The organism is Planobacterium oryzisoli (genome assembly GCF_015354315.1).
GTDB classification, from domain to species: domain Bacteria; phylum Bacteroidota; class Bacteroidia; order Flavobacteriales; family Weeksellaceae; genus Planobacterium_A; species Planobacterium_A oryzisoli.
In genome coordinates this window covers 112,902-139,649 of sequence record NZ_JADKYY010000004.1, presented here as the reverse complement: position 1 = coordinate 139,649, position 26,748 = coordinate 112,902, and the positions used below count along the sequence as shown (strand labels likewise).

25 protein-coding genes are annotated in these 26,748 nt (G+C 47.9%); 10 read left to right on the top strand and 15 right to left on the bottom strand.

Annotated features, from left to right (window positions below; all coding sequences use genetic code 11):
• Positions 1 to 128: 128 nt before the first annotated feature.
• The 3 genes from mtaB to IC612_RS04555 form a co-directional block, all read right to left on the bottom strand.
• Complete coding sequence (mtaB, locus tag IC612_RS04565; RefSeq protein ID WP_194738994.1) at positions 129 to 1,484, bottom strand: tRNA (N(6)-L-threonylcarbamoyladenosine(37)-C(2))-methylthiotransferase MtaB; 1,356 nt, start codon at positions 1,482 to 1,484, stop codon at positions 129 to 131.
• A gap of 148 nt (positions 1,485 to 1,632) precedes the next feature.
• The gene (locus tag IC612_RS04560) at positions 1,633 to 2,214 is read right to left on the bottom strand and encodes a cysteine dioxygenase (protein WP_194738993.1); all 582 of its coding nucleotides are present in this window, start codon (positions 2,212 to 2,214) and stop codon (positions 1,633 to 1,635) included.
• Positions 2,215 to 2,296: 82 nt separating this feature from the next.
• Positions 2,297 to 2,551: a hypothetical protein gene (locus IC612_RS04555; RefSeq protein WP_194738992.1), complete on the bottom strand. Its 255-nt coding sequence runs from the start codon at positions 2,549 to 2,551 to the stop codon at positions 2,297 to 2,299.
• 197 nt (positions 2,552 to 2,748) lie between these two features.
• Here IC612_RS04555 and glgP point away from each other — a divergent pair, with 197 nt between their 5' ends.
• Complete coding sequence (gene glgP, locus IC612_RS04550; protein ID WP_194739052.1) at positions 2,749 to 4,407, top strand: alpha-glucan family phosphorylase; 1,659 nt, start codon at positions 2,749 to 2,751, stop codon at positions 4,405 to 4,407.
• Between the two features lie 87 nt (positions 4,408 to 4,494).
• On the opposite strand, the gene IC612_RS04545 is transcribed toward glgP, so the two are convergent.
• A complete protein-coding gene (locus IC612_RS04545) occupies positions 4,495 to 4,992 on the bottom strand; it encodes a hypothetical protein (protein ID WP_194738991.1) in 498 nt (165 codons plus the stop codon).
• A 125-nt stretch (positions 4,993 to 5,117) separates the two neighbouring features.
• On the opposite strand from IC612_RS04545, the gene IC612_RS04540 reads away from it, so the two are divergent.
• The 6 genes from IC612_RS04540 to recG all read left to right on the top strand — a co-directional run bounded on the left by IC612_RS04540 (position 5,118) and on the right by recG (position 14,913).
• Positions 5,118 to 7,253 carry a S9 family peptidase gene (locus IC612_RS04540; protein ID WP_194738990.1) on the top strand — a complete coding sequence of 712 codons (2,136 nt, stop codon included), beginning with the start codon at positions 5,118 to 5,120 and terminating at the stop codon, positions 7,251 to 7,253.
• A 40-nt stretch (positions 7,254 to 7,293) separates the two neighbouring features.
• Positions 7,294 to 8,958, top strand: a complete 1,665-nt coding sequence (locus IC612_RS04535; protein ID WP_194738989.1) for a peptide MFS transporter — start codon at positions 7,294 to 7,296, stop codon at positions 8,956 to 8,958.
• A gap of 126 nt (positions 8,959 to 9,084) precedes the next feature.
• Positions 9,085 to 10,581, top strand: coding sequence for a peptide MFS transporter (locus IC612_RS04530; RefSeq protein ID WP_194738988.1), 1,497 nt, complete (start codon positions 9,085 to 9,087; stop codon positions 10,579 to 10,581).
• 82 nt (positions 10,582 to 10,663) lie between these two features.
• Positions 10,664 to 12,175: a peptide MFS transporter gene (locus tag IC612_RS04525; protein ID WP_194738987.1), complete on the top strand. Its 1,512-nt coding sequence runs from the start codon at positions 10,664 to 10,666 to the stop codon at positions 12,173 to 12,175.
• Positions 12,165 to 12,734 (top strand): thioredoxin family protein, encoded by a 570-nt coding sequence (locus tag IC612_RS04520; protein ID WP_194738986.1) that lies wholly within the window; start codon positions 12,165 to 12,167, stop codon positions 12,732 to 12,734. Before IC612_RS04525 ends, IC612_RS04520 begins: the two co-directional genes overlap by 11 nt.
• An 85-nt stretch (positions 12,735 to 12,819) precedes the next feature.
• Positions 12,820 to 14,913: an ATP-dependent DNA helicase RecG gene (gene recG / locus IC612_RS04515; RefSeq protein WP_194738985.1), complete on the top strand. Its 2,094-nt coding sequence runs from the start codon at positions 12,820 to 12,822 to the stop codon at positions 14,911 to 14,913.
• An 81-nt stretch (positions 14,914 to 14,994) separates the two neighbouring features.
• On the opposite strand, the gene IC612_RS04510 is transcribed toward recG, so the two are convergent.
• The 8 genes from IC612_RS04510 to dapA form a co-directional block, all read right to left on the bottom strand.
• A complete protein-coding gene (locus tag IC612_RS04510) occupies positions 14,995 to 15,225 on the bottom strand; it encodes a hypothetical protein (RefSeq protein ID WP_194738984.1) in 231 nt (76 codons plus the stop codon).
• Positions 15,226 to 15,242: 17 nt separating this feature from the next.
• The gene (locus tag IC612_RS04505; protein WP_194738983.1) at positions 15,243 to 15,443 is read right to left on the bottom strand and encodes a DUF5670 family protein; all 201 of its coding nucleotides are present in this window, start codon (positions 15,441 to 15,443) and stop codon (positions 15,243 to 15,245) included.
• A 271-nt stretch (positions 15,444 to 15,714) separates the two neighbouring features.
• Positions 15,715 to 17,913, bottom strand: coding sequence for a PAS domain-containing protein (locus IC612_RS04500; RefSeq protein WP_194738982.1), 2,199 nt, complete (start codon positions 17,911 to 17,913; stop codon positions 15,715 to 15,717).
• Between the two features lie 3 nt (positions 17,914 to 17,916).
• The gene (locus IC612_RS04495; protein WP_194738981.1) at positions 17,917 to 18,363 is read right to left on the bottom strand and encodes a response regulator; all 447 of its coding nucleotides are present in this window, start codon (positions 18,361 to 18,363) and stop codon (positions 17,917 to 17,919) included.
• Entirely contained in the window at positions 18,360 to 18,923 is a 564-nt protein-coding gene (locus IC612_RS04490) for a helix-turn-helix domain-containing protein (RefSeq protein ID WP_194738980.1), read from the bottom strand. The genes IC612_RS04495 and IC612_RS04490 overlap by 4 nt, the downstream gene beginning before the upstream one ends.
• Positions 18,924 to 19,047: 124 nt before the next feature.
• The gene (locus IC612_RS04485) at positions 19,048 to 19,308 is read right to left on the bottom strand and encodes a hypothetical protein (RefSeq protein ID WP_194738979.1); all 261 of its coding nucleotides are present in this window, start codon (positions 19,306 to 19,308) and stop codon (positions 19,048 to 19,050) included.
• Between the two features lie 74 nt (positions 19,309 to 19,382).
• Positions 19,383 to 19,886 (bottom strand): GNAT family N-acetyltransferase, encoded by a 504-nt coding sequence (locus IC612_RS04480; RefSeq protein ID WP_194738978.1) that lies wholly within the window; start codon positions 19,884 to 19,886, stop codon positions 19,383 to 19,385.
• 82 nt (positions 19,887 to 19,968) lie between these two features.
• The gene (gene dapA, locus IC612_RS04475; protein ID WP_194738977.1) at positions 19,969 to 20,844 is read right to left on the bottom strand and encodes a 4-hydroxy-tetrahydrodipicolinate synthase; all 876 of its coding nucleotides are present in this window, start codon (positions 20,842 to 20,844) and stop codon (positions 19,969 to 19,971) included.
• Positions 20,845 to 20,961: 117 nt separating this feature from the next.
• On the opposite strand from dapA, the gene IC612_RS04470 reads away from it, so the two are divergent.
• From IC612_RS04470 to recO, 3 genes are read left to right on the top strand one after another with little or no spacing between them, the layout of a single operon-like run.
• Complete coding sequence (locus tag IC612_RS04470) at positions 20,962 to 21,708, top strand: 5'-nucleotidase C-terminal domain-containing protein (RefSeq protein WP_194738976.1); 747 nt, start codon at positions 20,962 to 20,964, stop codon at positions 21,706 to 21,708.
• Between the two features lie 15 nt (positions 21,709 to 21,723).
• Positions 21,724 to 22,677, top strand: coding sequence for a bifunctional metallophosphatase/5'-nucleotidase (locus IC612_RS04465; protein ID WP_194738975.1), 954 nt, complete (start codon positions 21,724 to 21,726; stop codon positions 22,675 to 22,677).
• Between the two features lie 9 nt (positions 22,678 to 22,686).
• Positions 22,687 to 23,376 carry a DNA repair protein RecO gene (recO, locus tag IC612_RS04460; RefSeq protein WP_194738974.1) on the top strand — a complete coding sequence of 230 codons (690 nt, stop codon included), beginning with the start codon at positions 22,687 to 22,689 and terminating at the stop codon, positions 23,374 to 23,376.
• Between the two features lie 42 nt (positions 23,377 to 23,418).
• On the opposite strand, the gene mqo is transcribed toward recO, so the two are convergent.
• The 3 genes from mqo to IC612_RS04445 form a co-directional block, all read right to left on the bottom strand.
• Entirely contained in the window at positions 23,419 to 24,921 is a 1,503-nt protein-coding gene (gene mqo / locus IC612_RS04455; RefSeq protein WP_194738973.1) for a malate dehydrogenase (quinone), read from the bottom strand.
• 102 nt (positions 24,922 to 25,023) lie between these two features.
• A complete protein-coding gene (gene trhA / locus IC612_RS04450) occupies positions 25,024 to 25,665 on the bottom strand; it encodes a PAQR family membrane homeostasis protein TrhA (RefSeq protein ID WP_194738972.1) in 642 nt (213 codons plus the stop codon).
• Positions 25,665 to 26,726 carry an NAD(P)H-dependent glycerol-3-phosphate dehydrogenase gene (locus IC612_RS04445; protein ID WP_194738971.1) on the bottom strand — a complete coding sequence of 354 codons (1,062 nt, stop codon included), beginning with the start codon at positions 26,724 to 26,726 and terminating at the stop codon, positions 25,665 to 25,667. The genes trhA and IC612_RS04445 overlap by 1 nt, the downstream gene beginning before the upstream one ends.
• Between the last annotated feature and the right edge of the window lie 22 nt (positions 26,727 to 26,748).

The window sequence follows — 26,748 nt, the reverse complement described above, 5'->3', positions numbered from 1 at the left end:
AAACGTTTTAAGCGATTAAATTACTGAATTTATCTTAAAAGAAGACAAAGGAAAAAAAGCTCCACGAAAAGTCTGGGAAACAGATTGATTCCCTCAGGCTCCCGAGTTAAAAAGCTACTGCTGCGATTCTATACCCGGGAGAGAAAAGACTCGAAGGCACTTATACTCTCTTGTAGCGCAGAAACTTCCACATTACCCTCTACGGAGAGTTTCTCCAGGCGCACTTGTTGGGTAGTTCCTGCAAGTAGCGAATCGTACGGCGCCTCAGCGCGTATGTAGTTAGGCGTGAAGCCGTACATTTTTCCTGCGCGCTCTTCGTGCTCCCAAAGCACGGGATACTCTTTCCCAAGCTGGGCGTGGTAGAACTCCATTTTCTTTTTCTCTGAGAGGATTCTAAGCATCTTATTACGTTCTTTCCTTTCCTTGGGATCCACTGCGCCGGGCATTAGGGCCGCCTCTGTGTCGGCGCGCTCGGAGTAGGTAAATACATGGAGGTAGGAAATAGGAAGAGACTGCAGGAAACGGTAGGTCTTTAAAAATTCCTCGTGGGTCTCGCCTGGGAATCCTACAATTACGTCCACGCCAATGGCGGCATCGGGCAGAACCTGACGAATTTTCTCAATGCGCTGGGAGTACAGAGACGTGAGATAACGGCGTTTCATTAGTTTTAGGATAGTGTCACTGCCACTTTGCAGAGGAATATGGAAGTGTGGGACAAAGGAGCGGGACTTTTGGACCAGTTCAATGCTCTCGTCCTTGAGCAGGTTCGGCTCAATGGAGGAGATTCGGATGCGCTCTATTCCTTCCACCTGATCCAGCGAGGTAATCAGATCCAAAAACGTATGTTCGTGCTTTTTGTTTCCGAATTCGCCTTTACCGAAATCGCCTATATTTACTCCCGTGAGCACAATCTCCCGGATACCCTGCTGGGCTATTTCTCTTGCCGAAGCAACGATATGCTCTATAGTATCGCTCCTGGAAATACCACGCGCCAGCGGGATGGTACAGTAGGTACATTTGTAGTCGCATCCGTCCTGTACTTTTAAAAAGGCACGGGTCCTATCGCCGATGGAATAACTCCCCACAAAAAAGTCGGCGTCCCCAATCTCGCAGGAGTGCACCGCGGCTTTACTACCTGATTTGGAAAGCTGCTGGAGATAGGAAGGAATGTTGAATTTTTCAGTAGCTCCCAGCACTAAATCCACTCCCTCAATGGAGGAAATTTCTTCGGGCTTGAGCTGCGCGTAGCATCCTACCACCACCACTAGTCCCTCCGGATTTGCTTTACGGGCCCTTTTCACGTGCACTCGGCATTCCTTATCTGCCGCCTCGGTCACCGAACAGGTATTGATGATATATACACTGGCTGGATCGTCAAAAGTCACCTTGGCATATCCTGCTGCAGTTAGCTGGCGTGCTATGGTAGAGGTTTCCGCAAAGTTCAGTTTGCATCCAAGTGTATGGTAGGCAGCAGTTTTACTCATAGAAAAGGTATGGGTTTGTGGCTGCAAATTTACAAAATTTTAACTGCTTTACCACAGAGCTAGTTTCATAAAACCGGGAGTGAAAAATAAAAGGCGGCAGAAAAAAAATTCCTACCGCCACTCTTCTCTTCTTTTGGAATGCTATACGTTACAAATCGATGATTTTCTCGTAGGCTTCGGAGGGCAGGCTCCAGGAATAGGAATCGGCCGAAGCGCTTAAGTAGGCAATCCTGCGTTTCACGGTATCGAAAAGACGAACGCCTTTGAGGTTGATGTCCTGAGTGCGGTAGACGTGCAGGCTTACCGAAGGTCCTTCTTCCATATTAATTATGGAATGGATCCCCTCACATTGTTTGGAAAAGCTCTGGTCTTTATGGGCCGTATCCACTCCGTTATACTCTATGAAATTAGGATTCTCCCTATAGCACACTTGGGTAAGGGTTCCTTGCAGGACTTTTATTTTCACGTGGTTGGTACGGTGGTCGTGGATGGCGGTCTGATTGTCCTTACCCCAAAGCATCAGTATTGCCGAGCATCCAATGCCTTTAAGCACTTCTAGTCTTCGGTAGTCCTTCAGTTCTTCTAAATGCTGGTCGAGGTGAAACACTTCATTATAATCTTCGTAGCCGTAGCGGAACAGTGATTCTACAGTTTTAGAAAAATGCTTGGGACTGGCACTTAAGCTCTCGAGGGTTAGAAGTAAGGGGCGGGGTTTTCTTGGCGTTCTCATGGGGCTTTGTGTTTGGCTTGTACAAAGTTACAACGCAAGTGAAAAGAGAGATAAATTAACCTGCGTGATAAATGTCACGAAATCAAAATGTTCCAAACAAAGCCGCTGCAAGGAAAGGTATAGTAATTATCAAGGGCAGCAAATCGCGGTAGCATACCGGGGAGCGCAGCGCACTGGTTTTTTTTGCCCGCCGAAGAGCAAGGGGCAGAACCAGAACCTCTCCTCTCCCTTGGCATAACTCTTTACCCAGGGGCAGATCCCGAGAAAGGGAGCTCCCTAATGGCGCCTGAGGGCGCAGGGATTTAAAGGTGCAGGGAGCACAAAGGATTTTACGCATTGTTTACCATTACTATTAACGAAAAAAAAAAGCACCTGCGCCAAGGGTATCTTTCCTTGGAGAAGAAGCAATAGAGATGCCATAACAGTCAGAGGCTGATATATCTTACCTTTTAGGGATTAGCAGGTAAGGAGCCATGAGCTAAAGAAATAAAAATACCTACTTTTGCAGGGTAAAAAATGAAAAGAAGAGAAACTATGGACTTTAAAAACTTCCAGATGCCTTACAGCATCAATCCCCAGTACACAAAGAAAGCCGCGTACTTTTCCATGGAATTTGCCATCGACCAGTCGCTAAAGATATATTCCGGAGGCCTTGGTTTTCTGGCAGGCTCCCACATGCGCAGTGCGTACAACCTAAAACAGGACCTGGTTGGTATCGGCATTCTTTGGAAATTCGGGTACTACGACCAGGCGCGTAACCACGACCAGACACTCCAGCCTACCTGGACAAAAAAGATCTACAGCTACTTGCAGGACACCGGCATTAAATTTCAGATCGATATCCACAGCGCACCGGTGTGGGTAAAGGTATGGTATCTGGATCCGGAAGTCTTCCATACGGCCCCAATGTTCTTTCTTTCCACCGACGTACCAGAGAACGACCACATTTCCAAGACCATTTGCCACCGTCTCTACGATGCCAACGAATCTACCAAGCTGGCCCAATACATACTTCTGGGTAAAGGAGGCGCCAAGATGCTGGATATGATGAATTTCTCCCGTGAGGTATACCACCTAAACGAAGCCCATGGCCTTCCTGCCGCGTTTTATCTGCTAAGAAAATACGGCGGAGATCTAGACCAGGTCAAGGAGAAACTGGTCTTTACTACCCATACCCCTGAGGAAGCCGGAAACGAGAAACACAGCTTTGAGATGTGCTACAACATGTCCTATTTCTCTGGCTTTTCCAAAGAAGAGGTTAAAGCCCTGGAAGGAGGCGACGACCCTAATATGTTTAACCACTCCCTTTGTGCGCTGCATATGGCGCGCATTGCCAACGGGGTCTCTGAGCTGCACGGCCACGTATCACGTGCTATGTGGGGCAAGTACGAGGGAATCTGTGAGATAAAGAGCATCACCAACGCCCAGGAATTCAAGTATTGGGCCGACAAACCCCTCTACGACGCCAAAGACGAGAACGACGATACGCTGTTTGACTTCCGTAAGAAGCACCTCAAGAAAAGACTCTTTAAGACCGTGGCCGATCAGTGTGGAAAACTCTTTGATCCCAAAGTGTTTACTATCGTCTGGGCGCGGCGCTTTGCAGGGTACAAGCGTGCGGACTTACTGCTTGCAGACAAAGAACGCTTCCTGCGGCTTTTAAACCATCCCAAGTATCCGGTACAGATCATCTGGGCAGGTAAACCCTACCCTATGGATTACGCCGCTATTTCCACATTCAATACCCTCGTGGAGGAAAGTAAATACCAGAAAAACATGGCGGTTCTAACCGGTTACGAACTGGCCCTTAGTAAGCTCTTAAAACAAGGCTCCGACCTTTGGCTAAACAATCCTCGCGTACCTAGGGAAGCTTCCGGCACCTCCGGTATGACGGCAGCCATGAACGGCTCGGTGAATCTATCCACGGACGATGGATGGATACCGGAATTTGCGCAGCACGGTGCAAACGCCTTTGTAGTTCCCAAGGCGGACTACCAGAACATGAGCGTATACGATCAGGACAACTACGATCTAGAGAAACTCTATGAGATTCTGGAACAGGAAATCTTGCCTATGTACTACGAGAAGCCGGACCAGTGGAGAAAGCTTACCCAGAAAGCAATGGACGATGTGAAAGTCAAGTTTGGGAGCGACCGTATGGCCGCAGAGTACTATACCCTTATCTACCAGTAAGAGGTAATACTTCCATAACAGCGAGCGCCTTCTAGATTTCTAGAGGGCGCTCGCATTTATAGAGAATCCGTTTTTGGTCTTTGGTGCTTAGTCTTTAGATTCTTCTGAGCTTAAGGGACAACGTACTGCGATTTCGTAGACATTGGCCTGGCGGAGGTATTTACTACGCTCCCGCGAGGTCACCGAATCAAATTCTCCGTTTTTTAGTACGATGATGGGATCCTCAGAGACTTCGATTTCAGCGTTTGTAATGTATTTTTCCTCCGGGGAGAGCTCCTCAATTTCCGTTGACTTAAAGCGTTGCAACTCGTCGGCAAAATCTCTAAAACGCGGGTCTGCAGAATGCAGATATGTATATTCTTGCCCTGCATCCACTGCGTAGTGGTTCTGCGTTTCTATCAGTTGGGCCTCAGAGGTTAGTACCGGGTTGTCGTTTCCATCTTTGAATCCAACCTCCACAAGCTGCCCTCCATTGCTTTGGGCATAAAGCTCCGCATCCGAAAAATTGGCGAACCCCGTATAGAGCACTGAATCTTCTAATGTATATTTCTTTAGCTTCTCATCGTAGTCACTTTTGTTTTCCATAATTTATTGTTTTTGAATATTTGGTAGAAATAGTACCAATTCTTTTGCCAAGGGCTATACATATCGTAATGATTAAAACTTTTTAAGAAATTTTAATATATTTGGTGCACTTTGAAAAAATTGGTATGAAAAGAATTTTAACCTACATCGCATTGGTGTCTCTGGGAGTATTAGGATCCGTGGACGCACAGACCATTACTCTGGATAAAATCTATAGCGGTCATTACCGCGGGAAAGGTATCGCCGGTATCAACTCCCTAAAGAGTGGGGAGTACTATTTGACCATAGAGCGCGGTGGCATTGCACGCTACGACTACAAGACGGCTAGAAAGCAGGGCTATTTGGTGGAAGGAAATTTCCAGAGCTACGAGTTCTCTGAGGACGAAAACAAAATCATGCTTCTGAAAGAAAGTGAAGGAATCTACCGCCACTCCTTTTTGGGAAAATTTGAAATCCACGATCTTAAGACCGGCAAAACACTGCTTTTAAATGAAGGAAAATTCGTTCAGGAACCACGTTTTTCCCCCGACGGAACAAAAGTAGCCTTCATAGCAGACAATAATCTATTTTACCAGGATCTCTCTTCTGGAAACATCACACAAATCACCCAGGACGGCAAGAAAAACCACATCCTTAACGGTCTGGCCGATTGGGTATACGAGGAGGAATTCGGTCACGCGCGCCTCTACGACTGGAACAAAGCTTCCACCGCGCTGGTGTTTGTTCGTTCTGATGAATCCAAGGTTCCTGAAATGAATATGCAGATTTACGGAAAGGACCTCTACCCAAAGGATTTTCGTTTCAAATACCCTAAAGCGGGAGAAGAAAATTCCACGGTAAGTGCACACCTGTACGATCTTGCCTCTGCTTCGATTAAGAAAATCGACCTCTCGGGTTTTAAGAATTACTACATTCCGAACGTGCTCTCTACCATGGCAGGCGAGGAAATCATTCTGATCACCTCACAGCGCGTGCAAAACGCCTCCGACGTACTGAAGGTAAACACGCGTACAGGAGAAGTACGAAAGCTTTTTACCGAAAGTGATGAGAAATGGGTGGATACCGATCAGGCGACCATGGAATTTCTACCGGACAACTCTTTTCTGTGGCTAAGCGAAAGGGACGGACGAAACCATCTGTACTGGTATTCAAGTGAGGGAAAACTAAAGAAACAAATCACCAAAGGAGATTACGACGTAACGCGCTACTACGGTTACGACCCTAAAACCCAGGAAGTATTTGTGCAGACCAACCAAACCGGCTCCATCCATAAGGTGCTTTCCAAGGTAAGCCTTAAAAATGGAAAGAGCCTGCTTCTTTCCAAGTCTGAGGGAACGCACTCGGCCAATTTTTCAAAGAATTTCCATTACTTCATAGAAACGGCCTCCAATGCCAAGACCCCGCATACCTTTACGCTAAAGGACCGCAGCGGTAAGGTCCTACGCGAGATCGAGAACAACCAACCAATGCTGGAAAAACTAAATGCGGATAATTGGGTAGCCAAGGAATTTTTAACTATTCCTAACGAGGTGGGCGATCAGATGAATGCCTGGATTATGAAACCCAAGGATTTTGACCCTAACAAGAAATACCCCCTTTTCATGTTTCAGTACAGCGGACCGGGATCCCAGCAGGTGACCAACAGCTGGGACAGTGGTAACGCACTTTGGTTCAACCACTTGGTACAGCAAGGATATATTGTAGCCTGCGTAGACGGTAGAGGTACCGGGGGCAAGGGCAGCAAATACAAAAAATCCACCTATATGCAGCTAGGAAAATACGAGACAGAGGACCAGATTGCGGCCGCTAAATACTTAGGTTCCCAATCCTATATCGATAAAGAGCGTATAGGTATTTTTGGATGGAGCTACGGAGGGTATATGGCCAGCCTTGCCTTAACCAAAGGGGCCGACGTATTTAAAGCAGGAATTGCCGTGGCCCCGGTAACCAACTGGAGATTTTACGATACGGTGTACACAGAGCGCTTCATGCGTACGCCTCAAGAGAACCCGGAGGGGTATGATAAAAACTCGCCGATTCATTTTGCACATCTTATGAAAGGGAATTTCCTCTTGGTACACGGTACGGCCGACGACAATGTCCACTATCAGAATGCCGCACAATTTGCCGAGGCACTAATCCAAAACAAGAAACAGTTTGACTTTATGACCTATCCAGATAAGAACCACGGTATTGGAGGGGGCAACACCCGTCCACAGCTCTATGAGATGATGACCCGCTTTCTACTGGAGAAACTTTAATCCTAAAAAATTACAAACCCAGAACTAACTCTTTCGATTTATGGAAAAAACCAACAATAAACACCCAAAAGGCTTACCGTACCTGTTTTTCACGGAAATGTGGGAACGGTTCGGATACTATCTGATCCTGGGCATCTTCGTGCTCTATATGATTGACCCCAAAGACACAGGAGGTCTGGGTTTTCTTGATAAAACCGCAGACGACATCTTTGGAACTTTTATCGCCCTGACCTATTTAACGCCCTTTTTAGGTGGGTTTCTGGCCGACCGTGTACTGGGTTACGTGAAAGCTATCTATATCGGAGGGGTCCTGATGGCCGCAGGATACATCGGAGTGGGTCTGTTTCAGGAGATGCCTCTCTTTTACGCGTCTTTAGGACTTGTAATCCTAGGAAACGGTTTTTTCAAGCCCAGTATCTCTACCCTTTTGGGGAACCTCTACTCCGAGGAGCCCTATAAGGCCAACAAGGACGCAGGGTACAACATCTTTTATATGGGCATTAATATCGGCGCCTTGGTTTGTAATTTTGTTGCTGCATACATGCGTAACAAGTACGGATGGGGTCCGGCCTTCATTACGGCGGGAGTCGGTATGCTGGTAGGACTTGTGATTTTCTCTGTCGGTATGAAGCATATTCGTTCGGCCAACATCCTTAAGCCTGCTCAAGAAGGAGACACCAAGCTCTCCACTGTACTTCTCAAGGTGTTTGTTCCTGCCATCGTTGCAGGTCTGATTGGTTGGATCATCCCAGGAAACATCTTTGGTTCGGACAGCACCGATGCCTTCATCTTTGCGTGTATCCCGGTAGTTTTCTTCTATGTTAACCTCTACATTAGGGCCAATGCCGAGGATAAAAGACCCATTGGTGCACTTTTGGCAATCTTTGCCGTGAGTCTTATGTTTTGGGCCGTCTTCAAGCAAAACGGTACGGCCCTTACGCGTTGGGCCAACTACTATACAGACCGGACTGCTCCTGCCGTTTTGGAAAAACCCCTTGAAACGCTCTATTTAGTAGAGGAAAAATCCTACGAAAGCAAGGAAGTTCCAATTTACGACGATCAGTACCGCGCCGAGAAAAACGAGGCAGGAGAAACGGTGAAGCAGGAAGGAAAAGACATCTATTTTAGAAATGTTACCCCAGAGCGCAAGGCGGAGCTTGAAGCGGACCCAACCAAACCGGTGTATCTCTTTAATACAGAACTGTTCCAATCAGTCAATCCGTTTTGGGTCATTGCGCTCACTCCGGTTGTGGTAGGATTTTTCATGATGCTTAGACGGCGGGGTAAGGAACCTTCCACGCCTTCGAAAATTGTACTGGGACTCTTTATCTCGGCCCTCTCCTGCCTGGTGATGGTAGGTGCAGTGTGGGCTGGAGGAAACGGCCTGGAGAAAGTCTCCTCCTGGTGGCTCATTGCCGCCTATGGAGTGATTACTGTTGGGGAACTCTGTCTCTCGCCGATGGGACTCTCGCTGGTTTCTAAACTCTCCCCTCCACGCCTTACGGCCCTTATGATGGGTGGTTTCTTTTTGTCCACTTCCATTGGAAACAAACTCTCTGGAGTTTTGGCCTCCCTCTGGTACGGCTACGAGGATAAAGCTAACTTTTTCTGGGTAAACTTTGGGCTTTTGCTACTTGCTACCGGCCTGGGGCTTTCCATACTAAAAGGCTTAAATAAGGTAATGAAAGAAAAAGGTGTTCAATAGAATTACATAATTTTCTGAGATCTTTTAAAATCGCAGTCATACTGCGATTTTTTTGCTCTAAACCTTGGTATAAAAGCAAAAAAAAGTATATTTGCTAGTCTTAACAAAAATTAACAATTAAAAATTATGGATACGGCAAAACCGACTCAAGGACATCCGAAGGGACTCTACTCCCTGTTCTTTACTGAAATGTGGGAGCGTTTTTCTTACTATGGAATGCGCGCACTTCTGACCATCTTCTTAACTGCGGAGCTCGCTACTGGGGGCTTCGGTCTGGACCGGGCAGAATCCCTTAAAGTATACGGTATCTTCACCGCGCTGGTGTACCTTACTCCAATTCTTGGAGGATGGTTTGCGGACAAGGTACTGGGACAGAGAAAATCCATCCTAATCGGGGGGCTGGTTATGGCCATCGGGCAGTTCATGCTTGCCGCGAGTGCTGCGCCGGACCTACTGGGAGATCTGGAAGCGCGTAAGAACTTCTTCTACCTGGGTCTTGGGGTACTTATCCTGGGTAACGGTTTTTTCAAACCCAATATCTCTACCATCGTGGGGGATCTCTACGACAACGACGACCCACGTAAAGACGGTGCCTTTACCATCTTTTATATGGGTATCAACATCGGAGCGTTCCTTTCCCCGTTTGTAGCCGGAACACTCGGAGAGAAAGTGGGCTGGCCGTACGGATACCTTGCTGCCGGTATCGGTATGCTCATCGGTGTTCTTTGGTTTTACGGAAGACGCCACACACTTGAAGACATAGGACTTCCTCCTGGATACAAAGAGAAAGGGATTACTCAGCTTCTGCCTAAGGACTGGAGGGATGTAATCATCTATACCGTAGCCAATGTGGCTTTTGTGTTCCTTGTAATGCTTATCTGGAACAATACCTCCGATACGATCCACACTCTGATGGTTTGGGTACTGGGTATTGCCGGGGCGGGCTTCATCGGTCTTTCCATTTTCAAGGGAACCAGTGGATCCACGGAATGGACAAGGGTCTTTGTAATACTTATCCTGGCGTTCTTTAACATTGTATTCTGGGCTGGTTTCGAGCAGGCTGGGGGAACGTTTAACCTCTTCGCTCAGGAAAACACCAACCGTAATGTAGGTGGATTTGAGATTCCTACCACGTGGTTTCAAAACATCAACCCTATTGCCATCGTCACGCTAGCACCATTATTTTCCATACTTTGGATCAAGCTGGCAGCCAAGAAACTCAATCCGCGCACGCCGGTAAAATTTGCCCTTGCTATGTTTGTGGGCGCCGTTGCGTTCTTTATAATGACCCAGGCCTCCAATCAGGCCGAAGGCGGCAACCTGGTAAGTCCTATGTGGCTGGTACTGGTATATGTACTTCTTACTGTGGGAGAGCTTATGCTCTCGCCTATTGGCCTTTCCATGGTCACCAAACTCTCCCCAGGGAAAATCACTTCCATTATGATGGGGGTATGGATGGCCAGTTTCGCACTGGGTAACTATTTTGCTGCAACCCTGGAGCAAATCCTAACCGCGTACGATTTTGACCTCTATCCGTTCATCACGTATTTAATGCTGATCTCCGGGGTACTGCTTCTTTTGCTTTCCCCGCTCTTAAATAAATTCATGAAAGGTATCCATTAGAATACCTTTTGGTACTGCTAAAAAAACCTCTGAAAGATTCAGAGGTTTTTTTAGTATTTTTACCTCTATTCTATCCAATACTATGGCACAGACACTACAGGACATTCAGAGTTTCCAAGGAAAATACCCCAAGCAGATATGGGGACTTTTTTTCTCCGAGATGTGGGAGCGCTTTTGTTTTTACGGCATGCGGGGAATGCTCACCTACTTTATGATTACTGAGCTTCTGATGAAAGAGGACATAGCACAGCTTCAGTATGGGGCCACCCAGGCCTTCGTGTACGCTTTTACCTTTGTAGGGGGACTCTTTGCCGACAAGATACTGGGGTTTCGTAAGTCCCTTTTTTGGGGCGGGCTGCTGATGATTGTAGGAAGTGCTATACTTGCCATGGATCCCCATAAGAACTTCTTCCTGGGAATCGCCTTCACCATTATTGGTACCGGCTTTTTCAAACCGAACATCTCCACCATGGTGGGCAAACTCTATAAACCAGGAGACCACCGCACGGATGCCGGTTTTTCCCTGTTTTATGCCGGTATAAACCTTGGCGCACTACTGGGCGGATACCTTTGTATTGCCATTGGCAAAGGGGAATTGTTCTCCGATCTGATACCAGAGGCGCTGCGATGGAACGTGGCCTTTGGCCTGGCTGCCGTAGTGATGGTAATCTCCTTGTTCAACTTCCATTTTACCCAAAGGAATTTGGCCACCATCGGTCTTGCCCCAGGCCATCCTCTTTCAGAGAATCCTACAGTAGCGATTAAACCTTGGCACCAGTACGCCGTCTATCTTGGCACTTTACTGTGTATCCCTCTTATTATGGTCATGGTATCCAAGACCCAGTATACGGATCTCTTTATGTACATTATTGGGCCCGTGACCCTTCTCTACCTTTTCTACGAGATGAGTAAGGTGAGTCCTTCGGAGCGAAAGAAACTTTGGGCAGCACTCATTTTCATAGTGTTCTCCGTTATTTTCTGGGGTATCTACGAACAGAGTGGCGGTTCGCTCTCGATCTTTGCGGCCCGTAATTTAAACAACGACCTTTTGGGACTCGACCCCAATGGGGTGAATAATTCCGGCGGGGCATTTTTTATTATCTTTCTGGCCCCACTGGCTGGACTGCTCTGGATTTGGCTTAATAAACGCCGCATCGAGCCTAATACGGTAGTGAAGTTCGGACTGGGTTTCCTTTTTTTGGGACTGGGCTTTTACGCGCTCTTTGCAACCCGTTTCTTTGCCAATGCCGCAGGAGTGACCTCACTAAATATCTTTGCCATTGCCCTTTTGGTGATAACCTTTGGGGAACTGTGCCTTTCCCCAATAGGGCTTTCCATTATGACTAGGCTCTCCACGCAGAACCTACAAGGCATGATGATGGGACTGTGGTTCCTAGCAAGTGCCTACGGACAGTATGTGGCGGGAATCATTGGCTCCAATATGGCCAAGGCGCGTGAGGGAAGTTCCAACTACGAATCGCTGCTGGCCTACACGGAAGGCTACAAACAATTAGGTATTTATGCCGTGGTTGCTGGAGTGGTACTTATTTTGCTCTCACCATTGGTAAAAAAACTCATGCAGGATGTACGTTAAAACAAAGAAAAGTGCCCTCAAAACCCCTTGGAATCTTAGCGGTGTACTGGTACTTTTTCTCCTGTACCTCCCCTTCCAGTTAACTGCACAAAGCCAGTGGCTCTCGCTCTCTAAGATGCTCGAGCAGCAGCAGAACCATCCTAAGAAAGTACTTCTTTTTTTCACAGAGAACAATTGCACTTTGTGTCTGGAGATGGAGAAGAAAACCTTGGGACACCCACAGATTCAGGCCGGTTTAATAGCCCACTACTATACCGTAAAGATAGATATTCATTCCACGGAGCCTATACGTCTCTTCGGAAGGGATTTTTCCGGTGCGCCCCCGGTCAAATCCTCTACCGTACACGAGTTCGCCCGATTCATGAACGTGAGTTCTACCCCTACCCTAGTGCTTTTAGACGAGCAACTGATGCCTCTTACTACCCTGCAGGGCGCGCTTAATGCTAGAGAGTTAGAGCCCTATCTCAGATTTTTTTCCAGTGGCGCGCATGAGAAACTCGCCACTCCGGAGCAGTGGGAGCATTACCGCAAGAAAATGCGCTCGGAAATCACTCCTTAGTGGAATTAGTCTAACCGCCTTACTGGTAAAGTTGGATGCTGCGATTTTTTTTGCGAAATTCACCCCCATATAACCTTCTCCCACGGTGCAGAACCTCTCGCTACATACTTCCCTGGAATATATCAAAGGCATAGGACCCGAGCGGGCCAAGCTGCTTCGCTCGGTGCTTGGAGTCACCACACTGGAAGATCTTTTGCATTTATATCCTCTGCGCTATGAGGACCGTACCCGGGTGTACCGCATCTCAGAGCTCTCGGACCAAAGTGGGGATGTGCAGATTGAAGGGAAGATACTGGACCTAAAAGAACTTAGCTCCCCTGGAGGCAGGCGACTCAGAGCCCGCTTTGAGGAGAGCGGAAATTCTCTGGAACTCGTTTGGTTTTCTTACCCCAAATGGCTCGTGGGACAAATCCCAATCGGAAAGACGGTTCGAATTTTCGGCAAAGTTTCTTCCTTCCAAAGTAGCCTTTCGATGGCCCACCCAGAGATTGAACTCCCAACGACCGACACCAAGGAGAAGGGACTACTGCCGGTATATCCCAGCTCGGAGAAACTGACCAAAAGGGGCATCACCCAGAAACTCATGCGTACTGTGCTTAAAAATATCCTTTCTTCCAGTGCCCTGCCCCTGGAAGAAAACCTGCCGCACTATCTACTGGAAAAGACCCAAATGCTTTCCCGCGTAGAGGCCTACCGTCAGGTGCATTTCCCTACCTCTGCTCTGGCCCTTGAGAAGGCCAACCACCGGTTAAAATTTGAAGAATCGTTTTTCTTCCAATTGGGTTATCTCCTGAAAAAAAACCACCAGCATCAGTACAGTAAAGGCCATCCGATGAAGCGCGTTGGGGAATATTTCCATACGTTCTATTCTAAGCACCTGCCCTTTCCACTTACTTCGGCTCAGAAGAAGGTGCTGAAAGAAATTCAGAAAGACATGAAAAAGCCCGTACAGATGAACCGCCTGCTTCAGGGCGATGTGGGATCTGGAAAAACCATTGTTGCGCTTTTAAGCATGCTGCTTGCCATGGACAACGGGTTTCAGTGCTGCCTTATGGCTCCTACCGAGATCCTCGCCCAGCAGCACTACAAAGGTATCTCTACTCTGCTCGAGCCTATGGGTATCCGGGTGGAGATTCTTACCGGATCCATTAAGACCAGGCAGCGGCGCGAAGTACTGCAGGGCCTTGAAAACGGAGATATTTCGGTACTTATAGGAACCCATGCCCTACTAGAGGACCCGGTGGTTTTCCAAAATCTGGGGCTGGCCATCATCGATGAGCAGCACCGCTTTGGAGTGGCCCAAAGAGCACGACTCTACAAAAAGAACACTACGGCGCCCCATATTCTTATTATGACCGCAACACCTATTCCCAGAACCCTTGCCATGAGCTTTTACTCCGATTTGGACGTCTCGGTGATCGATGAACTTCCGGTGGGACGTAAAGCCATTATTACGGCGCACCGCAGGGAAAAGGACCGCCTCTCGGTGTATAAGTTCTGCCGGGAGCAGTTAGAGCAAGGCAGACAGGTATATTTTGTCTATCCGCTCATTGAGGAAAGCCAGATGCTGGACTATAAAAACCTACAGGAAGGCTACCAGCAGGTAGAGTCCTTCTTTAAAAGCTACCGGGCTGTAATGCTGCACGGCAAAATGCCAAGTGAGGACAAGCAGGAGGCCATGAAAGTCTTTTCTCAGGGAAAGGCGCAAATCATGGTATCGACCACCGTGATTGAAGTGGGAGTCAATGTGCCTAATGCCAGTGTGATGGTCATTGAAAGTGCAGAACGTTTTGGACTCTCGCAGTTGCACCAGCTGCGGGGAAGAGTGGGAAGAGGCAGCTCCCAGAGTTACTGCATCCTGATGAGCAAGGACAAACTTTCAAGCGATTCCAGAACCCGTCTCCGCACCATGGTGGATACCACCGACGGATTTAAGATTTCGGAGGTGGACATGCAGCTCCGCGGGCCGGGGGATATCATGGGAACGCAGCAGAGCGGTCTTTTGGATTTCAAGAAACTGGATCTTCTGAGCGACAGCGAGCTTATAGCCACCACCAAGCAGTTGGCGCAATACCTTCTAACCCTTGATCCTACACTTACCGATCCACGGCACCTAGCACTCCGAAATTACTACGTAAAGAGCTACCGGGGAAAGAACAAATGGATGAAGATCTCGTAAAAAAAATTGCAGCGCTCCAGGCGCTGCAATTTCCGATTTAAGTGTAATATAAGTAATGAAGAGAAAAATCAATATTGTATTTTAGTCTCTGCTTCCTCCCCCTCTGGCTACAAGCGCTATGATTAGGATAAGCACCAAGGCTCCAATTACCCACACAAGTGGATTGGACATCCAGTCTCCTCCAGCAGTCGCATCGTCTACATCGACGTCTACGTTTAAATCGTCCGCAGCTTCCTGCGCAAATGCCATCACTGAGGCAAACATAGACAGTAAGAAAAACTGTATTCTGGTTAAAGCATTGAATTTTTTCATAATTTATTAATTTTGATTTAGTTGTTTCCTTTGTAGTCCTTAATAATTTTGATAACCAGTACAAGTACCGCGGTTAAAAAAACAAAATGAATTTCTTTCTCAGCGTTAAAAAACATATATCCGAAAAACCATACTAAAAAAAGAATCCCCGCAATCCAAAAATGCATAGTGTTGTGTTTTAAGTGCTTTTTGGCACATTCCCCTTCTGCAAATTTCATCTCTTGAGTGTTTACTTTTCTTATGTGATTCCAACTAACTTTTACAGAATTTTTCCGCTTAATGAGATATGCAAAATGTTCGGTGGCATTAGGAAGATTTTACTTTAAGAAATTCATTAAGTTTTCAAGGTCTCATTGTGTTTTTAGATTAATATCTTGTGATTTGGTAGAACAAATATCCGCCAAATACTACTGGAGGCACTTACAGAATTTCTACTATTGTTTTCAGAATTGTAAAAAAGAAGCTTACCGGCAGGATTAAAGAGTAGGCCTATGCTGGAATAAGAACGGTGAAGGTGGCCCCCTTGCCCTCTTCTCCACGTGCGTAAATGCAACCGTTATGGTTGTCCATTATCTTTTTACAGATGGCCAGACCTATCCCGGTTCCTTCGTAGTCGCTGCGTCCATGAAGACGGCTGAAGAGGGTAAAGATCTTATCTGCATACTGGTTCTCGAAACCAATCCCGTTGTCTTGGAATACGATCTTATAGTACTGACGCTTCCCACTGCGTTTTAGCTGAGGGACCTCCTCGGAGCTCACCCTACTGACTGTGATGGTGATTTCCGGTGCCAGGTCCTTCTTAGAATACTTAAGCGAATTTCCGATAAGATTGGCAAAAAGCTGGTGCATCTGGAAGGGTACTGCACGCACGGTAGGTAGCTTTTCCGATACAATTCGAGCGTTTTTCTCCTCGATGGAATGGGCCTGTTCTTCCTGTACCTGTTGCATGACACGGTTAAGATTTACCTTCTCGAAAATCTCTTCCGAGCGTGTGGAACGCGAGAACTGAAGTAGGTCTTCTATAAGCGCGCGCATCCTACCCGCAGCAAGCAAGGTACGGTCCATGTACTGCTGACCGCTTTCTGAGAGCTTGGTGTAGTCTTTGTCTTTCAGGCGTGAAAGGAAAGTCTCTATCTTGCGAAGAGGCTCCTGGAGGTCATGACTGGCAGCGTAGTTGAACGCGGAGAGTTCCTTGTTGTTGGCTTCCAGAATAATGTTCTTTTCCTCGATCAGCTGCTTATCCAGGTATTCCTCGGTGATGTCCTGTGCTATGACCAGATAGTACTGTCCGTTGGCCGCATCGTCTATTTTCCGGGAAGAAACCGAAAGGTAACGAAGCTGCTGATCGTCGTGGCGGTCCACACGCAGTATGAAGCCTTCCTGGCTCTCCCCTTTACGCATACGCTGGAGCTGGGAGATCACTAGGCTGCGGTCGTCGGGATGTATAGCCGGCATGAAATTCTTCAGTCGGTGCTCAAATCGCTTGGGATCGTAGCCAAACAAACGGATAAAATTATCAGAAAATACAAACCGGTCGTTTTTGGAAAACCAATGCCATATTCCGAAATTACCTATCTTTTCTGCCTCTCCAAAGGTCTGGTTGGAAATGGAGAGGTTCTTGTTTCTTTCGGTTAAAACCCAGTTGATTCCTTCCAGTTTCAGCCGGTTCTCAATATCGTGTGATACGTCGGTAATAATACCAAGCAGTACCTGATCCCCTGTGAGGGTATTTACATACTTGCCGGTAGCCTGAAAATGCCGCTGCTGCCCGTCCCTTCTTATGACCCGAAACTTGAAAGGCCCGGTGTCCTTGGTTCCCATAAGGTGGAAATTGTCCTTGAAACGCTTCTGATCCTCAGGATGCACATGCTCCATGTAGTGCTCCACTGTAGCAGGAAAACTTTGCGGCTCAAGTCCTAAAAGCCGGTATATATTGTCCGAGAAGGTATACACCCCGCTGTCAGGCATAAAGGTCCAGATACCGTATTCGCCCACTGTCTCGGAAAGATTTAAGGTATCGAGCGAAAGCTGCAGCTCCCGGTTAATTAACTTTTGCTGCTTGACGTCCCGGTTAATCCTATAGAAGGAAAAAGCCAGAAGTGCCAGGGAAAACAGCGAGATAATGTAGAGGTATACCGGTGTATTCTTCTGCGAAAATAGGAGTTCAGAGCGTCTACGCTCTAAAAGGTCCTTCTCACGCACCAGCATACTGTCAATGCGTTTGGAGATTTGGTCCATTACCTGGTTACCCTGCGTAAGGGAATAAATCAGTTCCTGTTGGGTGTAGGTGATATTATCCCTTTGGTAGGTCTCTCCCACTATCTGCAGCTTCCTGGCCACTGCACTCTGCAAGGCCATCATATTGTGCTGCTGGGTGGGATCTTTATAGAGCAGCAGGGAAAGTTCCCCAACCACACGACGAATGGTCTTGTCCATCGGTGGTATAAGGGCTCGGTGGTGCCGGTCTCCGGTAAGGATGTAGTTTCTACGTTCGGTTTCAATTCCTTTAAGATGCGCATGTAGCTCCTCGAGCTTTAGCGACACATCGAAGGAGTGGTTTACCATTTCGTTGCTTTGATTCAGGTTCTCCAGGTGTTTATAAGAAAGGGCACTTAAAAAAAACACCAAGGCAATGGCCACCACGAAGATGAGCCTAAGGAAAAACAGCGAACGGTTTAAAAACGTCATAGTCTAGAAGCGCAGCAGGAAATTATCCTTGTTCATACCGGTGGTATGGTACTGCCAGTTCATGGTCACCACATCGGAGAGCACTTTCTTTAGAGTCTGAAACTCGCTTGGTTTTTTAATGTAGATATTGGCTCCACTCACAAAGGTCTCCTCGATATGCTCCTCAGAGGAGGAGGTTGAGTAGATGGCAATGGCCATATTTTCAAACTTGGGATTGGATTTGATCTCATGCAGGCATTCGATTCCGTTCTTCTTGGGCATATTCAAATCCAGAAAAAGGATCTCGGGAAGAACCGCTTGTTCGGAGTTCAAATACTCCATAAGTTCCGCTCCGTCCTTAAAGGTCTGGACTTTGGTGGAAATCTTCAGTTCTTCAAAAGCGTCGGTGAAGAAGAGTCTGTCGTCCTCGTCGTCGTCGGCAAGGATGATATGGGTATATTCTTTTGTCATAAGGTACTTTTAATGGCGGTTTCTCTTCGTTTGGAAATGATTTTCTGAAACTGGGAAGGCGTCATTCCGGTGGTGTTTTTGAACTGTGTGCTTAAATGCGCCACTGAGGAATAATTCAGTCGGTGGGCAATATCGGTAAGCGATAGTTTTTCCATGATGAGCAGCTGCTTTGCGTACTCGATTTTCTGAAGGATAATGAAATTCTCGATGGATGTGTAGGTAACCTGAGAAAATATATTGGATATATACCCGTAGGAATGGCCCAGCTTATCGGCCAAATAGACGGAGGCCTTCACATGTACAGGCTCTTCGGAAAAAATCATACCAATGATGGCATCCTTGATTTTCTGCACCAGTACGGTCTTCTGGTTTTCAATCACCTCTATGCCGTAGTGTTCGAGTTTTTCCCTAAGGTCGCTCTCTTTTTCTTTGGAGATTTTTTCCAGGATTTCCACCTCGCCGAAGTTTAAAAGACGGTAACGGATTCCAAGGCTATCGAGCTGCTCCTCCAGTACCTTTTTGCATATAGCATTAAAATCGAACTTCACGTTCATTTTCATACGGTCGTATTTTTTCAAAAGTAAATATACAAAAAGAATTGGTGTTGTAAAAACACAAAGTTTCCTCTGCGTAGCGAAGGAAACTTTGCAAGTATAATACAATGAATAAGTACAATAGCCTTTTTTATGCCACAAGGACAAAATAGTTATTATTCATGTCGCGGCGTATCTTGAGTCTAAAGTCGCGGTTAAGCTCCTGGTGAACCTTTTGGCAGTGTTCGAGTAGGTTATCGAACTCCTCGTTGAAATCCTGACAACAGAAAACCATGCTGCGTAAGTACTTCTCATCGATCTGCAGCGCACGGTCTTTGAATCCTATCTCTTTAATTCCAAAATGCTGGTGAAGCTTTACGAAATAAGCCTCAAGAATGTCTAGTCGCTCCATGGTAAAGGCTTTAGTTTATATTCCAAAGCTCCCAAAAAAGACCGCACCGCGCTTTACAGAATTTCTGCGCTGGCTTATACTTTCATCAAATCCATTCCCAGGACAAAATCATCCATTACAAACCCTGCGCCAATGTCTATGCATTCTTCTTTCAGCACCTTTAAACCGATATGCTCGTAGAACTGCTTTGCAGGATTGTGCCGGTTCACATTCAATGTGATACGCAAGGATCCGGCTTCAAGCGCACGGTGCGCCGCAAAGGCTACTGCACTGCGCCCCTTGCCTGATCCTTTGGCTAAGTCCAGTAGGTACAGCCGGTGGATCTTGGTGGATAGATTCTCCGCTCCGTGTTCCAGTAAAAGAAAGCCTTCGGCGCCTCGGGCCGGATCCACCAAAAGGTAGTACTCCATAGAGGAACTTTCAAGCAGGCGCAAAAGCGCAGGCGGACTGTAAAGAAGCTCCAGCATGTAGGAAATCTGCTCCTGGGACAGAATACCGGTATAGGCCTGCTGCCAGCTCTTTCGTGCCAGCTCTGCAAGCAGTGGGATGCTGCTGGGTTGTGCTCTTTGAAATACCATGGTAAGAAAGAAAAAAATAGAAAAAAACGGCGCAGGGCGCTTGGAAGGCACCTTGGGCCGCTAGATAGTATACCTCCTTCTTTTAGGAGAGTTTCTGCATCTGCTCGTAGAGTTTCTCCTCCAAAGAAGTACTGGCTGCCACCAAAGGAAGACGAAGATAGTTCTGGATGATTCCTTTTTTAGCAAGCACAGCCTTTATTCCCGCAGGATTTCCTTCTGCAAAGATGAGACGGGTAATTTCCACTAGGGAATTGTGTATGCGGTAGGCTTCCTTAACCTTTCCTTCTTTTGCCAGGGCAACCATCTGCGAAAACTCCTTAGGATAGGCCTGACCTATCACGGAAATCACCCCGCTTCCACCGGCAAGGGTCACTGGCAGGGTATATTCGTCATCGCCTGAGGCCAGCATAAATCCTTCCGGCTTTAAGCGCAGGATATCGAAATACTGCGCGATATTTGGTGCCGCCTCCTTGATCATGAATAGGTTCGTAAACTCCCTGGCCAGGCGCAGCGTGGTAGCAGCCTCCAGATTCTGTCCCGTACGAGAGGGAACGTTGTAGATAATAATAGGCTTACCGGTCTGAGCCAGTGCGCGGTAGTGCTGGTAGAGCCCCTCCTGGCTAGGACGGTTGTAGTACGGGGAAACCGAGAGAATGGCATCGAACTGTTCCATATCTGCCTTCTCGATAGCGCGCTGTACTTCCATGGTGTTGTTTCCTCCAATCCCAAGTACCAACGGAAGGCGCCCGGCATTGGTTTTTACTACACGGTCCATGACGGCCTGTTTTTCTTCTGGGGATAGGGTTGCTGCCTCTGCGGTAGTTCCAAGAACCACCAAATAGGAAGTGCCTCCCTCAATATTGTATTCAATTAACCTGTCCAATGCGTCTAGATCCAGGGAAAGGTCTTCTTTAAATGGGGTAACTAGTGCTACGCCCACACCGTTAAACTGATTCATCTTGTTTTGTCTTTTAGCAAATGTAAATGTAGGAATTAATACGTAAAAATCCTTCCGCCTTCGGCCCTGAATTTTATTAATACCTATATTTGTAGCAGCAGCATAAAGTGCCTTATTATGAACCGACGTTTTTTTATTCCTGTCCTCTTACTCCTGGCCGCAAGCTCGTGTCAGGCGCCCCTTGCCCTGCAATCGGTCGAGACTTCCAAAAACCAGGAAATCACCCCTGAGCTCCCTGAAGACCCTAAGATACTCCAAACCATTGCACCCTATAAGAGTACGATGGATAGGGAAATGAACACCAAGATATCGTACGCTCCGGGGGAACTCTCCAAGGCTGGGGACAACAGCCCCTTAGGAGGCCTACTGGCCGATTACACCCTGGAGAGCGCTCAAAAGTGGGGCAAGCAAAATGGGTTTCCCGAGGTGGAGGCTGCGGTGATCAACATTGGGGGTATCCGCACCTCCATTGGAAAGGGTGATGTACTGCTGCGCCACATCTACGAGGTGATGCCTTTTGAGAACGAGCTGGTGCTGGTACAAATGAAAGGCACCGATTTGGGCGCCTTATTTGCGTACTACCTTAAAACCCGTAAGAATAACCCCGTGGCGGGACTGTACATCAAAACCAAAGGAGAAGGCATTGAAAAAGCCCTTATCCAAGGAAAGGAAATCGATCCAGACAAGACCTACACGATCGCAACCTCAGACTATTTGGCACTGGGAGGCGATGAGATGTCCTTCTTCTCCCTTGGGAAGATGGTATCTACCGGCCTTAAACTGCGCGACCTGTATATTGAAAAAATCCGATCGGAAAAGGAGCTGATAGGCCCCACCGACCTACGTTTAGAATTCCAACCTTAATTTTCGTCCCGTCCCATGAAACGCAATACCTTTTTAAAACTCTCTTCAAGCTCGGCCCTGGCCCTGTCCCTCAGTCCTAGGCTTCTATTCGGTTCTCCGGTTTCAAGTGCGGAGGGCTCCAGTGCGCGCACCCTTACGATTCTGCATACCAACGACCAGCACAGCCGTATTGAACCCTTCGACCAAAACGCGGGACGCAACGCCCATAAGGGTGGTTTTGTACGCAGAGCCGAACTTATCTCCCGTATCCGAAGGGAAGAGAAAGGGGTGCTGCTACTGGACAGTGGGGATATATTTCAGGGAACACCGTATTTTAACATGTTCGGGGGTGCACTGGAATTTAAGCTCATGAGCATGATGGGCTACGACGCAGCCACTATGGGAAACCACGACTTTGACAACGGACTGGAAGGGTTTGTAAAAGTACTCCCCGAGGCAAAGTTTCCTTTCATCACCTCCAACTACGATTTTTCCAACACCTTAGTGGAGGGCAGAACCGAGCCCTACCGCGTTGTGGAGAGAAACGGGCTTCGCATCGGACTACTAGGCTTAGGCATTGAGCTGGAAGGTCTGGTAGGAAAGAAACAGTTTGGGGAGACGAAATACCTCGATCCGGTGGAGATGGCCAACCACTACGCGGCGCTACTGAAAACGGAAAAGAAATGCGACCTGGTTGTATGTCTTTCCCACCTGGGCTACCGCTACCGGGATTCCACACAGATCTCAGATGTTGTTCTTGCCGAGAAGACCAAAGGGATTGACCTAATTTTAGGGGGGCATACCCATACCTTCCTACCCGAACCCCAGAACCTAACAAATGCCGTGGGTGAGCAGGTTTTAGTCAACCAGGTAGGTTTTGCAGGACTCATGCTCGGAAGACTTGACTACACGTTCGACCGCAAAGGATCGGTCCGGCAGATCACCTATCAGAACACTCCGGTAGAATCTCCTAAGGGATTCTGGTCTTAGGCTATGGCCATGGAATCACTGCGCGGGTACCTGCTCTCCACAGTGCGCTATGGAGAAAGTGATGGTATTTTAAGCCTGTACGTACGGGACCAGGGCTACACCAGCTGCTTTCTGAAAGGCGCCTTTGGGTCCAAAAGCCGCAGCAAAGCCTATCTGCAGCCCCTGATGCCTCTGGAGGTACGGCTGCGGGACCAGCGCGCGCGCGGCACCTTAGCTACGGCACTTAAGGTGGAACCTACCGACACAAATCCCACCGAGTGGGATCTTGTGGATACTTCCATGCTTTTTTTTGCTTCCGACTTTTTAAATCAGATCCTGCGCCAGGAACCCTACCACTCTAAGGTTTTCACAGCCATTGGAGAATTCCACGACGCATTGAAAGAAAAGAGCCGCAGTGCGCATCTAGGGCTCATGTACCAGATGCTGGAGCTTCAGGGTCTCTCGCCTCTTACAGGGCCTGCTGCGTTCCTCAATCCTCAGGAAGGCACCTACCAAGATACCCCGGTACATCCACTTCTTTCCAGAGAACTTTCCTTACTTTGGAAAGAAATGGCCGCCGCCAAGAACCCACTCCGTCACCTTGTTGCTTCCGGGCAGCGCGCGGCATTTTTGGATTCACTGATACTGTACTTTAGCTTCCACTACCCAGGGTTTAAAACCCCGGCTTCTTTAGCCGTTCTCAAGGAACTCTTCGAATAAAAAGCGTATCGCTTTAACTGTAAAATAGCGTGTAGAGCACACTTAGAGTTTAAGGATGCGCGCGGTATCACTGCGCACCTGATGTAGCAGCACCGGATCCTTACTCAAGTCTTTGCCATAGGAAGGCATCATTCCTTGAAGCTTCTCTTTCCAGCCCTGCTCCATACGTGTAGGGAAACAGCGCTCCAAGACCTCGAGCATCGCCGAAACGCATACCGAAGCCCCGGGAGAGGCTCCTAGCAGTGTGGCTATAGTTCCGGACGCTCCTACCACCACCTCGGTGCCAAACTCCAATCGTCCCCCCATCTCGGGGTCTTTCTTTATAATCTGAACCCTCTGACCTGCTACCTTTTCCTCCCAGTCCTGCTCTCGGGCATCCTTAACAAACTCCCTAAGGTGGTTCATACGCTGGAGTTTGGTCATAGCCACCTGCTGGACCAGATACGTGGTAAGGGGAAGATTATGCCACCATGCCCCAAAGAGGGAACGGATATTCTTAAAATTTATACTCTCGGGAAGATCCAAATAGGAACCTTCCTTTAAGAACTTGGTGGAAAATCCCGCAAACGGTCCAAAAAGCAGCGCCTGCTCACCTCCGATTGTGCGAAGGTCCAGATGGGGAACCGACATCGGGGGGGCATCCACCGAGGCCAGGGTATAGACCTTGGATTGGTGCTTTGCTATAAGTTCGGGGCTGAAGGATACGAGCCACTCGCCGGAGACTGGGAATCCGCCGTACCCCTCGCTTTGTACAATATCGGCGCTCTCTAGAAGCGGCAGAGCGTAGCCCCCTGCACCAATGAACACGAAATCTGCCCGCGTGGAATGGTTGGTATTATGCAGGCGGTCGCGAATTTCCAGCTCCCAATCGCCTCCGGAGATCAGGTCGAGGTCCTTTACCTCGTGGTAAAGGAAAATCTCTACCTCCGACTCGTGCAATAGAAACTTGCCCATCTTTCGGGTGAGGGCGCCGAAATTCACGTCCGTACCGATCTCCATGCGCGTGGCAGCAAGCACTTCCTTAGGGCTTCTTCCTTCCATAATCAGTGGCATCCATTCCCTTAGTTTGTCAAAATTCTCGCTGTACTCCATTCCCTTAAAGAGCGGGCTTTCGAGCATCGCTTCAAAGCGTTTCCGCAGAAATTCCCTATCCTCTGGGCCAAAGACCAAACTCTGGTGCGGACAGGGGGTAATGAAATCCTCGGGATCAGAGACAAATCCCCTCTCTACCATATAGGCCCAGAACTGCCGGGAGAGCTCAAACTGCGTAGCAATGGCCTCTGCTTTGGTAATACTTATGCGTCCCTGACTGTCCATGGGGGTATAGTTGAGCTCGCAAAAGGCGCTGTGTCCCGTACCTGCATTGTTCCATGCCGAGGAGCTTTCCTTGGCAAAGCGGCCCAGACGCTCGAATATAGCTATCTTAAGGGTGGGCTCTAAAGTATGGAGCAGCATAGCCAGGGTGGTACTCATGATTCCTCCCCCTACCAGTACTACGTCGTAGTGGTCTTTAATGAATTTATTCTTTAGATGCGATGTGGGCATATATCAGGCACTTTTCAAGTAAAGGTCGCAAAATAATAGTTTCTGCCCAAATGCCTAAGAAGGTCAATGTGGGTCGTAATTGAAAAAACCTAAAGGAAGGGCCTAAATATAAAGATAGATGGCGAGAAAATGAAAAAACGTACCTAAGAGCACAAACCCATGAAATACTGCGTGGTTTAAGGGATGTTTCTTGATGCTGTACCAAAGTGCGCCCACGGTATAGCTTACCCCACCCAGAATCAGGTAGTACCGGGCCTTCTCGCTAAGGGCCTCTGAGAGCACTGGCCAGTAAAACACCACAATCCAGCCCATACCTACATAAAGCAGTGTGGAGAAGAGCTTGAATTTACCGGTAAAAAAAAGCTTGAAAACTACTCCTATCAGCGCCAGGCTCCATACCAGAAGAAGGATCCACAAACCTTGGTGGTCCTTAAGTCCAATCACGGTAAATGGGGTATAGGTTCCAGCAATAAGAATATAAATAGCGGCGTGGTCCAGTATTTTGAGCTTAAAGCGCCTTTTAAGGTCCCTCGCACTGTGATAGAGCGTGGAGGCGCAGTAGAGAAGCACCATACTGACCCCAAACACTATGTAGGCCATAAGGGAGGAGAGGTCCTCTCCGGCCTTTAGGACCAGCAGAACCGTAGCCACCACAGAGAGCAGGGCGCCTAGAAGGTGTGAATAAATATTGAGGCGCTCTTCCAGGGGCGTATAGGTTCCGAGTAGGTTTTTAGAATCGGCCATCAGGTGAGTTTGGAGGTAAGTTTTCTAAATTGCTTCTCCGGGCTTTTCTCCTCGTAGAGAATACCGTAGATCGTATCGATAATGGGTGTACTAAGATTCTTTTCCTTGGCCGTAAGGTAGATGGAATCGGCCGCATAGTATCCTTCTGCTACCATGTTCATGGACTGAATTGCCGACTTTACGGTGTAGCCTTTTCCAACGAGGTTTCCAAGACTTCGGTTTCTGGAGAAAAGAGAGTATGCCGTCACCAGGAGGTCTCCAAGATAGGCACTTTCGTTCACATCCCGAGGCACCTCGTAGACCGCTTCCAAAAAGAGCTCCATCTCACGAATGGCGTTGGATACCAGAACCGCCGTAAAGTTGTCCCCATAGCCCAGTCCGCTGGCAATCCCAGCACCAATGGCATAGACATTCTTTAGAATAGCACTGTACTCGTTTCCCAGGATGTCGCGGGAGTGGTTGACCTTGATGAAACTGGAGGTAAATAGTACGTCCAGCTTTTGGGACAGCACCTCCTCGGCGCAGGCAATGGTCAAATAGGAAAGACGCTCCATTCCTACCTCCTCCGCGTGGCAGGGCCCTGCGATCACTCCCTGGCACCTAAAACCAATATTGAATTTGTCTTTTAAATAATGGGCGACGATATCGTTGTGCTCCGGCACAATCCCTTTGATGGCCGAGAGAAATACTTTCCCTTCGTACGTGCAGGTAAGTTGCTCCATGGCGGAGGCAAGATAGATGGAAGGCGTGGCCAGAACAATGATATCGCACTCGGAAACCACTTCATTGATGTCTGTGGTTAAGGAAAGCTGCGCTAGGTTAAAGCTTACCGAGGTCAGGTACGTAGGATTGTGCCCCCTCTGGGCAATAGCCCCCTTAACATACTCACTGCGCACACACCAGTGCACTACGGAGCAGTTCTCTACAAGCATTTTTACGATGGCGGTGGCAAAACTTCCACTTCCAACCACGCCTACGCGGCAATTTTCTGCGCGGTCCTTTTGGGGTAGTTTGCTTGCCACAGTTTTCTGTCCTTTCTCTTCCTTAGCCTTCTTTGCCATATCTACAGGATTATTTTTCCAC